This window comes from Arenimonas oryziterrae DSM 21050 = YC6267, from assembly GCF_000420545.1.
GTDB lineage: Bacteria > Pseudomonadota > Gammaproteobacteria > Xanthomonadales > Xanthomonadaceae > Arenimonas > Arenimonas oryziterrae.
Genome location: NZ_ATVD01000001.1, coordinates 309,583 through 321,848 on the forward strand (window position 1 = coordinate 309,583; position 12,266 = coordinate 321,848).

Consider the following 12,266-nt stretch of genomic DNA (forward strand, 5'->3'; position numbering starts at 1 on the left):
GCGCGAGGGCTGCGCTCACGTGGCCGCCGACGGCTCGTCGGCCTGCGGCCAGAGCGCGCGACCGCCAGCCTTCTTGGCGATGCGGGACAGACGCGCCGCATGTGCGGCCTGCTCGTCGGCACTGGCCCGCAGCACGCGACGCTCACCGACGACCATCTCCACCGTCACCACACGCTGCGCGGGCGTAGCGCCGGCCGCCAGGCTCAGGCCCAGGTCGCCCTGACCCGCCGTCATCGACAGATAGACCTCGGCTAGCAGCTCGGCGTCCAACAGGGCGCCGTGCAGCTTGCGGTGGCCGTTGTCGACGTCCAGTCGCTTGCACAACGCATCTAGCGAATTGCGCTGCCCCGGGTAGCGCTCCCGCGCCAAGGCCAGCGTGTCGAGCACCGCGGCATGGTCGCGAATGCGGCCGAAATGCGCGCCCGCCAACGACAATTCGTAGTCGAGGAAACCGACGTCGAAGTTGGCGTTGTGGATGATCAGTTCGGCGCCACGAATGAAATCGAGGAACTCGTCGACGACCTGTCCGAAGCGCGGCTTGTCGGACAGGAAATCACGGGTGAGGCCGGTGACTTCCTGCGCACCCGGCTCCATCTCGCGGTCGGGATTGAGGTAGCGCTGAAAATGCTTGCCGGTGGGCCGGCGTTCGAGCAATTCGATGCAGCCGATTTCGACGACGCGGTTGCCCTTTTCCCAAGACAATCCGGTCGTTTCGGTATCCAGGACCACCTGCCTCATCGCACCGCTTCCTTGTTGCCGATTTTCTGTGCCGCGAGGCGCGCGAGGGTATCGACGCGTTCGTTGTCCGGGTCGCCGGCATGGCCCTTCACCCAGCGCCACTGCACTTTGTGCGGTGCGGCCGCCGCCTGCAGACGCAGCCACAGATCCTGGTTTTTTACCGGATCGCCGCCGGCGGTTTTCCAGCCGCGACGAATCCAGTTCGGCAGCCACTCGCCGATGCCTTTCTGCACGTACTGCGAGTCGGTGTAGAGGGTGACTTCGCAAGCGTTCTTGAGTGCTTCCAGCGCCATGATCGCGGCGAGCAATTCCATGCGGTTGTTGGTGGTGTCGGGCTCGCCGCCGGAAAGCTCGCGCTCGGTGTCGCCATGGCGCAACAGGGCGCCCCAGCCGCCCGGACCGGGATTGCCCAGGCAGGCGCCGTCGGTATGGATGAGGACCTGTTTCATCGTCGCGGTCGTCATCAGCTGGGGCTCATGCCGGTGCGCAGGCCGACCGCGGGCATCGGCTTGCGTTGCGGCGTCAGCGGAATCTCGCGTCGGCGCGCCACGATCAGGGTCGCGGCACGAAAGGCGTCGAACAGGCGCGGACGCCGGTCTTCCATCAGCGTGACGCCTTGCTTGCTGGCCCAGTTCGGACCCAGATAGTGCCGACGCAGGACGTCGAGACCGGCGTTACGCAACAGGTCTTCGACGGCACCCGCGCTGCGGGTCACGCCGGCCTGCAGCGCCCAGCGCAAGCGGGTCGGGCTCCAGGGGTTGAGGCTGATGATCAAGACCACTCCTTCAGGTTTGAGCACCCGCGCGTACTCCGCCACCAGAGCGGGGGCATCGCGGGAAGATTCGAGGACGAACAGGGAAAACACCAGGGACAAGCTGTCCGGTGCCAGCGGCAGGGCGTCGTCCTCGCAGCGAAACTGGCCGTCGAAGCCCGGCGCCGACCGGTGCAGGCTCAGGACCTGGGCAAGCATGTTGCCGGACAGTTCGGCGGGGTGCTCCGCCGTTGGCCTCAGGAACAGGCCGGTATGGCCGAAGACCCGGGTCAATTCCGGGGTCGCCTGGCGTTGGACATCGACAATCAGCCGCCTTCCTGCCCCCCGATGGAACCAATCGGGCGATCGGTTTTCGGGTTGACGCCGGGAGCGAGGGGAAGGCATGGTCGGGATTCTGCGGCAATCCGCCATTCAGGTCATCCACCGAGCGTGCTGCATCTCCGCCCCCTGCCCGCCCTCGTCGACAACTACATCTGGACCCTGGCCGACGCCGCCGGCCAGGCCTTGATCGTGGATCCGGGCGAGGCCGCGCCGGTTCTCGCGGCCGTCGACGCCGGCCTGCACCCGGTCGCGATCCTGATCACGCATCACCACCCCGACCATATCGGCGGCGTAGCCCGCCTGCTCGAAGCTTTCGACATTCCCTGCTATGCCCCACAGGACGAGCGGATACCGCAGGCGAGCCAGCGGGTCGCGGACGGCGATCGCGTGCGGGTCGAGGCCCTGGGCCTGGAGTTCGAGGTCCTCGCCGTGCCGGGGCATACGCGCAGCCATGTCGCCTATCACGGCGGGGGCATCGTCTTTTGCGGGGACACTTTGTTCAGCCTCGGCTGCGGGCGCCTGTTCGAAGGCAGCCCGGCGCAGATGCTGAATTCGCTCGACCGCCTCGCTGCCCTGCCCGCCCAGACCCAGGTCTGCTGCACGCACGAATACACCGAAAGCAATGGCCGGTTCGCCCGGATTGCCGAACCGGAGAATCCGGTGCGCGACCTGCGTTTGGAAGAAGTCGCCCGCCAGCGGGCCGGCGGACGCGCCAGCCTGCCCAGCTCGATCGCCAGCGAGCGCGACTGCAACCCGTTCCTGCGCGTCGGCCAAGCCGGCATTCGCAGGGCATTGAAACAATGGCGCGGCATCGAGACCGATGATCGCCTGCAGACCTTCGCGGCCTTGCGCGAATGGAAGGATGGTTTCCGCGCATGAATTCCCGATCGATGATCTTCGCTCTCGCGGCAGCGGGCCTGCTGTCGGCCTGCCAGACGGCGGTGCGTCCGAACCGGCCGGAGCCCGTCGCCGGTAACCCCACGGTTCCCGCCACGCCCACCACCGGCACCGTGCCTCCCGTCGAAGGGAACGAGCCGGCGCTGGACCTGCCTCTCGAGGCCGGCATTCCGATCACGGCTGCGAGCGGCCAGCGTCGTGGCGAAGACGTCTTCCTGCGCCTTCGCGGCGGCTTCAGTGCCGGCGCCTGCGATGCCGGCAGCCATGCCGCGTTGTGGCGCAAACGCTACGCGCAAAGTCCGCGCGCGTTCGCGCAACACCTCGAGAACATTCTGCCGATGCTCGATTTCGTCAGTCGCGAAGTCGAGCGCGACGGCTTGCCAGCGGAGTTCGCCCTGATCCCGCTCGTGGAAAGCTGGTATCGCCCGGATGCGCTCGGCGCCGGCGGACCGGCCGGCATGTGGCAGATGATCGGCAGCACGGCCCGCAATCACGGCATCCACATTCAATCGGGTTACGACGGGCGCCTGTCGCCGGTCGAATCCACACGCGCAGCGCTGTCCTATCTCAAGACCCTGCAGAAGATGTTCGACGGCTGGCAGCCGACCGTGATGGCCTACAACGCGGGCGAGTATCGCGTTCTCAACGCCTTCAAGCGCAACGGCAGCCGCGAGGCCTCCGGCGAGAAGCGCTTGCCCAAGGGCCTGTCCAACATCACCTATGACTACGTCGCGAAATTGCAGGCGCTGTCTTGCCTGATCAGCGAGCCGGAACGACAGGGGCTTGTTCTGCCGATGGATGCGCGCTTCGTTCCGCTCGAGCCGATCCTGGTCGACGCGAAGGTACGCACGCTCGGACAACTGTCCAAAGGCTCGGGCATCCCCGAGGCAGCCCTTCGGCGTCTGAATCCGGGGTTCCGCACCGGTCGCATCGTGCCCGGTGTGCCCCGGCTGGTGCTGATGCCGTCGGGTGCGGCACCGGTCACCGTCGCCGACACGGACGCCGCGGACGACACCGTCGAACCGTCGATCGACGAAGCAGCGGCGACGTCGGGGGCGAAAACGCACCGGGTTCGTGCCGGCGACACCCCCTGGTCGATCGCCAAACGCTACGGTCTGTCGATCCAGCAGTTGCTGCGCGTCAACAATCTCGGCCGCAAGGCAGTGCTGCGACCGGGCCAGACCTTGAAGATTCTTCCCTGAGACACGCTCCATGCTTGGCGGTATGGCATGGCGGCGTTCAAACTAGCGCCCTTACAAATTTCGCAACCGGAGAGCAACGATGGGATTCCTGAGCGGCAAACGTGCGCTGATCGTCGGCATCGCCAGCCAGCGATCCATCGCCACCGGCATCGCCGAAGCGATGCATCGCGAAGGCGCGGAGCTGGCGTTCACCTACCAGAACGAGAAGCTTAAATCGCGCGTCGAGGAAGCGGCGGCCGACTGCAAATCGAGCATCGTGCTGCCCTTGGACGTCGCCGAAGACGCGCAGATCGACGCGATGTACGCCGAGCTCGGCAAGCACTGGAGCGATGGCTTCGACATCCTGGTGCACTCGGTCGGCTTCGCGCCGCGCGAGGCCCTCGATGGTGAATTTCTCGAAGGCCTGACGCGCGAAAGCTTCCGCATCGCCCACGACATCTCCAGCTACAGCCTCGCCGCATTGGCCAAGGCCGGCCGACCGATGATGAAGGGCCGCAACGGCAGCATCCTGACGCTGAGCTACCTCGGTGCCGAGCGCGCGCTGGCGAACTACAACGTGATGGGCCTGGCCAAGGCCAGCCTCGAAGCGAACGTGCGCTACCTGGCCTTGAATCTCGGTCCGGAAGGCACGCGCGTCAACGCGATCTCCGCCGGTCCGATCAAGACGCTCGCAGCGGCCGGCATCGCCAACTTCCGCAAGATGCTGCACCACGTCGAGGAATACGCACCGCTGCGCCGGACCGTCACGATCGAGGATGTCGGCAACGTCGCCGCCTTCCTGTGTTCGGACCTGGCCGCGGGCGTGACCGGCGAAGTCACTTACGTCGACGCCGGATACAACGTGCTGGGCATGACCGGTATCGAAGGCGTCTGATCCGCCTGATAGCCGCAAAAGAAAAGGCCCGGATTTCTCCGGGCCTTTTTCTTTGCCTGAGCCGTCCGCTTACAGACGATCTTCGGCGATATCGATGCTGAAACGCTTGCGCTGCGCCTGGATATAGGCGCGACGCTCAACGTCGCCACGCAGCTTGCCCAGCTGTTCGACTAGGGTCTTGCGGATGTCGGCAGTCACGACCTTGGGATCGCCGTCGGTCACCGCTGTCACTTCCACCAGGGCGTAGCGATCGGGGGCCAGCTTGGCCAGACCGATCTCGGTCTTGCCGGCGGCCGGACGCGGCAGACGGAAGGCTTCCGTGAACAGCGCCGCGAGTTGCGGGCTTGGCGGCTGACGGGTCGCCTTCGGCACCACGGCCACGGTGCGCGACACCTCGGTGGCCAGCGTGTCCAGGCCCTCGCCCTTGCGGGCGCGTCCGAGCAGCGCATCGGCCTGGACCTTGGCGGCCTTGATCAGGCGGTCGCCGGCCAGATCGGACATGACGCGGTCGCGAATGGACGCCAGCGGAATCGCCGTCACTGGTTTGTAGTCCACGACGTGCAGGACGACGACGTGGTTGGGCGCGACTTCGACCGGATCGCTGACCAGGCGCTCGACTTTCTGCGAGCTGTTGAACGCGGCCTTGCGGACCGGCTCCAGCGCCGCGATGCCTTCACCCTGATCGAGCGAAAACGGCGCGGTGCGAGTCACCGGCAACTTGAGCTTCTGGGCCGTGGTCGCCAGCTGGCGCGGATCGGCGTAGATCGCGTCGACCAGCTTGGTCTGGAGGTCGTTGAACGCACGCTCGCGCTCGCTCTCCAGATACTGCGACTCGAGTTCCGCACGAACGCTTTCGAAGGGCTTTTGCGTGCCGGGAACGATGTCGCGGAACTGCACCACATGCCAACCATCGGACAAACGCACCGGGTCGCTGACCTGGCCACGCTGCAACGCGGCGAGCGCGGCATCGAACGCATCGCCGAACACGCCCTTGCTTACCGGGCCGAGATCGCCGCCGGCATCCTTGGAGCCGATGTCATCGGAATACTGACGGGCGAGCGCCGCGAAATCCGCGCCGGGCAGACGCGCCTTGGCAGCGATATCGCGCGCCTTGGCGAGCGCCGCATCGGACGCCGCGGCGGGCGCATTTTCCGCAACCTGCACGAGAATATGGGAGGCAACGCGCTGATCTTCGGTGCCGTAGCGCTCTTTCTGCTCGACATAAAGCTTCTTGAGCGCCTCGTCCGAGGCCGTGACGCTGACCGGAAGCGTCGAGGCGTCCAGCTCCACATATTCGACCGTGACCGTTTCCTTGGTCTGATACTGCGTGGCATGCGCGTCGTACCAAGCCTTGATCTCGGCCTCGGTCGGCGGCAAGGCCGGCATCGACGGCGGCGGGATTTCCAGCAGGCGCAAGTCGCGGGTCTGGTCGTTGAGGCGCAGGAACGTGTCGAGCTCGCTTTCGCTGGCGAAGGCAGAAGCCGCGATCTGCTTGGGCAGCATTTCCTGGATGATGTCGGCGCGAACCAAGGCTTCGACCTGCTTGGGCGTCAGCTGCTGCATGTTCAGCACAAGCTGGTACTGATTGACGTCGAACTTGCCGTCCGGCCCGTGGAAAGCCTCGTTGTCCATGATGGACTTCTGGACGATGCTGTCGGGAATGACGATGCCTTCGCGCTCGGACACCATCTTCATCAAGGCTTCGTCGATCATCTGATCGAGAACGATGCGTTTGTTCTCGACTTTCTCGAATTCGGCGGGATTGAACGATTCGCCCTGCTGCTGGCGCTGCATCTGGCGGACCTGATCGAAACGCTTTCGGAATTCGTCCTGGGTAATCTCGTCCTTCGACCACAAGGCGCTCACCGGCCAAAATTTCGGCGCGGTCGGCCACCAGGCGGGCGCACGCTCGATCTTGGCGGCGTAGGTCGGCACGTCGGCAGTCAGGTAGCTCTCCATGCCGAAGAAAGCCATGGTCAGGATGATCAGTCCCAGGACGATGGAGGCGATCCAGCCGGAGGTTTTCTCGCGAATGCTCTGAAGCATATTGGTCAGCCGTTTGGGCGATGCCACGGTGGCGGCACCGCAAAAAACGAGGGCGCCTGATTAGGCGCCCTCGGGGGTATGGCGGAGTGGACGGGACTCGAACCCGCGACCTCCGGCGTGACAGGCCAGCATTCTAACCGACTGAACTACCACTCCGCGTTTCTTTGCAAGGGTGCTTAACTGGTGGGTGCTGAGGGTTTCGAACCCCCGACCCTCTCCGTGTAAGGGAGACGCTCTACCGCTGAGCTAAGCACCCTAGCGAGACGATCAGTTTACTGCATCCTTAAGGGCTTTACCAGCCTTGAAGGCCGGATTTTTCGAGGCCTTGATCTTGATGGTCTCGCCCGTCTGCGGGTTGCGACCCTGGCGAGCGGCGCGTTTGCGGACCGAGAAAGTACCGAAGCCGACGATCGTGACGTCGTCGCCCTTCTTGAGGGCCTTCTTGATGACTTCGATGAATGCATCGACCGCGCGGCCGGCATCAGCCTTGGTCAGTTCGCTTTCGTCGCCGATGGCAGCAACCAATTCGCCTTTGTTCATTATTGACTCCCTTAGCGAGATGATCTCGCAGATTCTGTGTAACCGGGTCTGGTCGTGCCATGCACGTCACCGATCCGATCCTCTTGTACCGCAGCCGGGACTGAAGAGCCCGCAGCGGTTGGGAGGATTTATACCAGTGCAAATTTCCACGTGCAATACGCGAGAGCCGCATTTACAGCGGCTTTGCGGGCCATACGGCAATTGTCGATCAATGCGGCCGCGTGCTCTCGCTCGCATGTTCGGCGGCGTCATCCACCGACTCGGCGCCCTTCGGCGAATCGTTGGAAGGCGGGGCCAGCGGCTGCACGAGGGCGATGTCGAGCACCTGGTCGATCCACTTCACCGGAACGATCTCAATGCCTTGCGTGACGTTCTTGGGAATATCGGCAAGATCCTTGCGGTTCTCTTCCGGGATGATCACGATCTTGATGCCACCGCGCAAAGCGGCCAAAAGCTTCTCTTTGAGACCGCCGATCGGCAGCACGCGACCACGCAAAGTGATCTCGCCGGTCATCGCGACATCCGAACGCACCGGCACGCCCGACAGAACGGACACCAGTGCTGTAACCATGGCCACGCCCGCGCTGGGACCGTCCTTGGGCGTCGCCCCCTCGGGAACATGCACATGGGTATCGAATTTCTGGTGGAACTCCGAGTCCAGGCCCAGACGTTCGCTGCGCGCGCGCACCACGCTGTAGGCGGCTTTCACCGACTCCTGCATGACGTCGCCGAGCTGTCCGGTGAGTATCAGCTGACCCTTGCCTGGCAACAGCGAGGCTTCGATCTGCAGCAAGTCGCCGCCGACCTCGGTCCAGGCTAGTCCGGTGACCAGTCCGACTTCGTGCTCGGCCTCGGCTCGACCAAAATCGAAGCGCTGCACGCCCAGATACTTGTCGAGATTTTCCGAGGACACCTGCACGGCCGGCGCCGGACCTTCTTTCTTCGCTGGTCGCGGACCAGCCAGTGCGATTTCCTTCACCACCTTGCGGGAAATCTTGGCGATTTCACGCTCCAGATTGCGCACGCCCGATTCGCGCGTGTAGTAGCGCACGATGTCGCGCAGGGCCGATTCCTGGATATCCAGCTCATGCTCCTGCAGGCCGTTCGCTTTCAATTGCTTGGGCAACAGATAGCGACGCGCGATGCCGAGTTTTTCCTCTTCCGTGTAGCCGGGGATCCGAATGACCTCCATGCGATCAAGCAGGGGGCCGGGAATGTTCAGCGAATTGGAGGTTGCGACGAACATCACCTCGGACAAGTCGAGATCCACTTCCAGATAGTGATCGTTGAAGCTGTGATTCTGCTCAGGATCGAGCACCTCGAGCAGGGCCGAAGACGGATCGCCGCGGAAATCCATGCTCATCTTGTCGATTTCATCGAGCAGGAACAGCGGATTCTTGCTGCCCACCTTGCTCAGGTTCTGCACGATGCGGCCGGGCATGGATCCGATATAGGTCCGGCGATGGCCACGTATCTCGGCCTCGTCGCGCACGCCGCCCAAAGACATGCGCACGAACTTGCGATTCGTGGCCTTGGCGATGCTCTGGCCCAGCGAGGTCTTGCCCACGCCAGGCGGACCGACCAGGCAAAGGATCGGGCTTTTCATCTGCTTCACGCGCGCCTGCACCGCGAGATATTCAAGGATTCGTTCCTTGACCTTCTCCAGGCCATAGTGGTCGTCGTCGAGCACCTGTTGAGCGGCTTTCAGGTCCTTGCGCACCTTGTTGCGCTTCTTCCAGGGCACGCCGATGAGCCAGTCGAGATAGTTGCGCACGACAGTGGCCTCGGCCGACATCGGCGACATCTGCTTGAGCTTATTGAACTCGGAACGCGCCTTGGTTTCCACCGGTTTGGGCATGCCCGCGGCGGCGATCTTCTTCGCCAGCTCGTCGAGTTCGTTCGGCGCTTCGTCGAGGTCGCCCAGTTCTTTCTGGATCGCCTTCATCTGTTCATTGAGATAGTACTCGCGCTGGCTGCGTTCCATCTGCGACTTCACGCGGCCGCGGATGCGCTTCTCGATCTGCTGCACGTCGATTTCGCCGTCAACCAGTCCGATCAGCACTTCCAGGCGTTCGCCGACATCGAGGGTTTCCAGCAAACGCTGCTTGTCGGACAGGCGCGCGCCTAAATGCGCGGCGATGGTGTCGGCGACGCGGCTCGGGTCCTCGATGCCCGACAAAGTCGTCAGCAGCTCCGGCGGGAGTTTGCGATTGGTCTTGACGTACTGCTCGAACAGACCCATCAGCGAACTCAGCGTGACACCCAACTCACGCTCGTCACGCTCGTAGTTGGAGTCGAGCGTGACGCCGTTGCCGGTCAGCGCGCCGTCATTCTCGCCATAGCCTTCGACGGCGACGCGGGACACGCCTTCCACGAGCACCTTGATGGTGCCGTCGGGCAGCTTGAGCAGTTGCAGGACGGTCGCCAGGGTGCCGACCTCGTAGAGATCGTCCTTGCCCGGGTCGTCGACATCCGGACTCTTCTGCGCGACGAGCAGGATCTGCTTGTCGGCCGCCATCGCCTGATCCAACGCCTTGATCGAGCGGTCGCGCCCGACGAACAGCGGAATCACCATGTGCGGATAGACCACCACGTCGCGCAAGGGCAGCACGGGCAGGTCAATGCGGGTTTGGGTCTGGGTTTCCATGAGTCCTCCGGCGGGCCTGTCGACCCTTTGCTCGTTTGAGGTTATGGGGATGCCGCACCGCACTTGCAAGCAAGATACGACGAGCGGCCCAAAAACGAAACGGGCCGGAAGACCGGCCCGTTCTGGTGATTTCCGCCACCGTTCGCCTCAGTCGCCCGACGCTGCGCGCGGAGGCGCCGCCGGGGTACTGCTGTAGATCAGGTAGGGCTCGGTCTGGTGGTTGATGACCGACTCGTCCACGACCACCTTGCTGACGTTCTCCAGCGACGGCAGGTCGTACATCGTGTCGAGCAGCACCGATTCCAGGATGGTGCGCAGGCCGCGGGCGCCGGTCTTGCGCTTCATCGCCTTCTTGGCAACCGCCATCAAGGCATCCGGACGGATTTCCAGCTCCACGTTTTCCATCTCAAACAGCTTCTTGAACTGCTTGGTGATGGCGTTCTTGGGCTCGGTCAGGATCTTCATCAGCGCCTGTTCGTCGAGTTCCTCGAGCGTGGCGACCACCGGCAGGCGGCCGACGAACTCGGGGATCAGGCCGAACTTGATGAGGTCTTCTGGCTCGACATCGAACAGGAGCTTGCTCATGTCCGCCTTGCGTTCCTGGCTCTTGACCTTGGCGCCGAAGCCGATGCCACCGGCCTCCGTGCTGCGCTGCTGCACGATCTTGTCCAGGCCGGCAAAGGCACCGCCGCAGATGAACAGCATGTTCTTGGTGTCGACCTGCAGGAATTCCTGTTGCGGGTGCTTGCGGCCGCCCTGCGGCGGCACCGAGGCGACCGTGCCCTCGATGAGCTTGAGGAGGGCCTGCTGCACGCCTTCGCCGGACACGTCGCGGGTGATCGAGGGGTTCTCGGACTTGCGCGAGATTTTGTCGATCTCGTCGATGTAGACGATGCCCGACTGTGCCTTCTCGACGTCGTAGTCGCACTTCTGCAGCAGCTTCTGGATGATGTTTTCGACGTCCTCGCCGACGTAGCCGGCTTCGGTCAGCGTCGTCGCATCGGCGATCGTGAACGGGACGTTGAGCAGTCGCGCCAGCGTTTCCGCCAGCAGCGTCTTGCCCGAACCGGTCGGACCGATCAGCAGGATGTTGGATTTGGACAGCTCGATGTCATCGTTCTTCAGGCGCGATTCGATGCGCTTGTAGTGGTTGTAAACCGCCACCGACAGCGTCTTCTTCGCACGCGGCTGGCCGATCACGTATTGATCGAGCACCTCGAGGATTTCCCGGGGCTTGGGCAGATGGCTGCGCGCCGCATGGGCCTTCTCCTCGAGCTCCTCGCGGATGATGTCGTTGCACAGCTCGACGCATTCATCGCAGATGAACACGCTGGGGCCGGCGATGAGCTTGCGCACCTCGTGCTGGCTTTTGCCGCAGAAGGAGCAGTAGAGGATCTTGCTGCTGTCGCCGGTACGGCTCTGGCGGTCGTCAGTCATGCTTGCTTGCCCTGCCCTGGTGGGCGAAAAACGGGGTCGGAATCGAGAATATCACAGGCCGCCCGGAGTCAAACCCCACCGCCCGTGAAGGGCGGCAGGAGGCTGCCGGGAGGCCGTGAATGGCGGAAAGCGGGGGTGGGATCAACCCGGCTGGATGGAATCTTCGGGGCGACGGTCGAGCACCGCATCCACGACGCCGTAAGCCTTGGCTTCCTCGGCGGCCATGAAATAGTCGCGTTCCACGTCCCGCTCGATCTTTTCGATCGGCTGACCGGTGTTGGCGGCTAGTTCGGCATTCAGACGTTCACGCAGGTACAGGATTTCCTTCGCCTGGATGGCGATATCACTGGCCTGGCCCTGGGTGCCGCCCGAGGGCTGGTGAATCATCACGCGGGAGTTCGGCAGGATGTAGCGCTTGCCCTTGGTGCCCGCGGCGAGCAGGAAGGAACCCATGCTGGCGGCCTGGCCTACGCAGATCGTGCTCACGTCGGGCTTGATAAAGCGCATCGTGTCGTAGATTGCCATGCCAGCGGTGACGACACCGCCCGGCGAGTTGATGTACAGGCTGATGTCCTTCTCGGGGTTGTCGGCTTCGAGGAAGAGCAGCTGTGCAACCACCACATTGGCGACGTAATCGTCGATCGGACCGACCAGGAAAATGACGCGTTCCTTGAGCAGACGCGAATAAATGTCGAACGCGCGTTCGCCGCGGCTGGTCTGTTCGACCACCATCGGCACCAGATTCAGACCCTTAGTCGGTTCCATGCGTATCTCCGTTGCTGCTCGTTGGCG

General features: G+C 63.7%; 11 protein-coding genes and 2 tRNA genes. 3 read left to right on the forward strand and 10 right to left on the reverse strand.

Going from position 1 to position 12,266, the window contains the following annotated elements:
• Window positions 1-15: 15 nt before the first annotated feature.
• Genes dnaQ through G467_RS0101490 form a run of 3 tightly spaced genes read right to left on the reverse strand, consistent with a single transcriptional unit; the run spans window position 16 to window position 1,783 of the window.
• Window positions 16-738 (reverse strand): DNA polymerase III subunit epsilon, encoded by a 723-nt coding sequence (gene dnaQ, locus G467_RS0101480; protein ID WP_022967966.1) that lies wholly within the window; start codon window positions 736-738, stop codon window positions 16-18.
• The gene (rnhA, locus tag G467_RS0101485) at window positions 735-1,187 is read right to left on the reverse strand and encodes a ribonuclease HI (RefSeq protein WP_026802259.1); all 453 of its coding nucleotides are present in this window, start codon (window positions 1,185-1,187) and stop codon (window positions 735-737) included. Before rnhA ends, dnaQ begins: the two co-directional genes overlap by 4 nt.
• Before the next feature lie 14 nt (window positions 1,188-1,201).
• Window positions 1,202-1,783, reverse strand: coding sequence for a class I SAM-dependent methyltransferase (locus G467_RS0101490; protein ID WP_022967968.1), 582 nt, complete (start codon window positions 1,781-1,783; stop codon window positions 1,202-1,204).
• 159 nt (window positions 1,784-1,942) lie between these two features.
• On the opposite strand from G467_RS0101490, the gene gloB reads away from it, so the two are divergent.
• From gloB to G467_RS0101505, 3 genes are all read left to right on the forward strand, one after another.
• Window positions 1,943-2,710, forward strand: coding sequence for a hydroxyacylglutathione hydrolase (gene gloB / locus G467_RS0101495; RefSeq protein WP_026802261.1), 768 nt, complete (start codon window positions 1,943-1,945; stop codon window positions 2,708-2,710).
• Complete coding sequence (locus G467_RS14985) at window positions 2,707-3,930, forward strand: transglycosylase SLT domain-containing protein (RefSeq protein ID WP_022967970.1); 1,224 nt, start codon at window positions 2,707-2,709, stop codon at window positions 3,928-3,930. Before gloB ends, G467_RS14985 begins: the two co-directional genes overlap by 4 nt.
• A gap of 79 nt (window positions 3,931-4,009) precedes the next feature.
• Window positions 4,010-4,804, forward strand: coding sequence for an enoyl-ACP reductase FabI (locus G467_RS0101505; RefSeq protein ID WP_022967971.1), 795 nt, complete (start codon window positions 4,010-4,012; stop codon window positions 4,802-4,804).
• A gap of 69 nt (window positions 4,805-4,873) precedes the next feature.
• Here the strand turns inward: G467_RS0101505 and G467_RS0101510 are convergent, their stop codons facing one another.
• The 7 genes from G467_RS0101510 to clpP all read right to left on the reverse strand — a co-directional run bounded on the left by G467_RS0101510 (window position 4,874) and on the right by clpP (window position 12,239).
• Window positions 4,874-6,850: a SurA N-terminal domain-containing protein gene (locus G467_RS0101510; RefSeq protein WP_022967972.1), complete on the reverse strand. Its 1,977-nt coding sequence runs from the start codon at window positions 6,848-6,850 to the stop codon at window positions 4,874-4,876.
• A gap of 79 nt (window positions 6,851-6,929) precedes the next feature.
• Window positions 6,930-7,006, reverse strand: a tRNA-Asp gene (locus G467_RS0101515).
• 25 nt (window positions 7,007-7,031) lie between these two features.
• Window positions 7,032-7,106: transfer RNA gene (locus G467_RS0101520), tRNA-Val, on the reverse strand.
• Between the two features lie 11 nt (window positions 7,107-7,117).
• Complete coding sequence (locus tag G467_RS0101525; protein ID WP_022967973.1) at window positions 7,118-7,390, reverse strand: HU family DNA-binding protein; 273 nt, start codon at window positions 7,388-7,390, stop codon at window positions 7,118-7,120.
• A 208-nt stretch (window positions 7,391-7,598) separates the two neighbouring features.
• Window positions 7,599-10,037 carry an endopeptidase La gene (lon, locus tag G467_RS14990; protein WP_022967974.1) on the reverse strand — a complete coding sequence of 813 codons (2,439 nt, stop codon included), beginning with the start codon at window positions 10,035-10,037 and terminating at the stop codon, window positions 7,599-7,601.
• A gap of 147 nt (window positions 10,038-10,184) precedes the next feature.
• On the reverse strand, window positions 10,185-11,474 hold the full coding sequence (gene clpX / locus G467_RS0101535) for an ATP-dependent Clp protease ATP-binding subunit ClpX (RefSeq protein WP_022967975.1): 1,290 nt from the start codon (window positions 11,472-11,474) through the stop codon (window positions 10,185-10,187).
• A 141-nt stretch (window positions 11,475-11,615) separates the two neighbouring features.
• Window positions 11,616-12,239 carry an ATP-dependent Clp endopeptidase proteolytic subunit ClpP gene (gene clpP / locus G467_RS0101540; protein ID WP_022967976.1) on the reverse strand — a complete coding sequence of 208 codons (624 nt, stop codon included), beginning with the start codon at window positions 12,237-12,239 and terminating at the stop codon, window positions 11,616-11,618.
• Window positions 12,240-12,266: the final 27 nt, after the last annotated feature.

Bases quoted from the DNA above. Each gene is read 5' to 3' on its own strand.
- G467_RS0101510 (WP_022967972.1), bottom strand. From the start codon at position 6,850: ATGCTTCAGAGCATTCGCGAGAAAACCTCCGGCTGGATCGCCTCCATC.
- G467_RS0101525 (WP_022967973.1), bottom strand. From the start codon at position 7,390: ATGAACAAAGGCGAATTGGTTGCTGCCATCGGCGACGAAAGCGAACTG.
- dnaQ (WP_022967966.1), bottom strand. From the start codon at position 738: ATGAGGCAGGTGGTCCTGGATACCGAAACGACCGGATTGTCTTGGGAA.
- clpP (WP_022967976.1), bottom strand. From the start codon at position 12,239: ATGGAACCGACTAAGGGTCTGAATCTGGTGCCGATGGTGGTCGAACAG.
- G467_RS0101505 (WP_022967971.1), top strand. From the start codon at position 4,010: ATGGGATTCCTGAGCGGCAAACGTGCGCTGATCGTCGGCATCGCCAGC.
- G467_RS14985 (WP_022967970.1), top strand. From the start codon at position 2,707: ATGAATTCCCGATCGATGATCTTCGCTCTCGCGGCAGCGGGCCTGCTG.
- rnhA (WP_026802259.1), bottom strand. From the start codon at position 1,187: ATGAAACAGGTCCTCATCCATACCGACGGCGCCTGCCTGGGCAATCCC.
- clpX (WP_022967975.1), bottom strand. From the start codon at position 11,474: ATGACTGACGACCGCCAGAGCCGTACCGGCGACAGCAGCAAGATCCTC.
- lon (WP_022967974.1), bottom strand. From the start codon at position 10,037: ATGGAAACCCAGACCCAAACCCGCATTGACCTGCCCGTGCTGCCCTTG.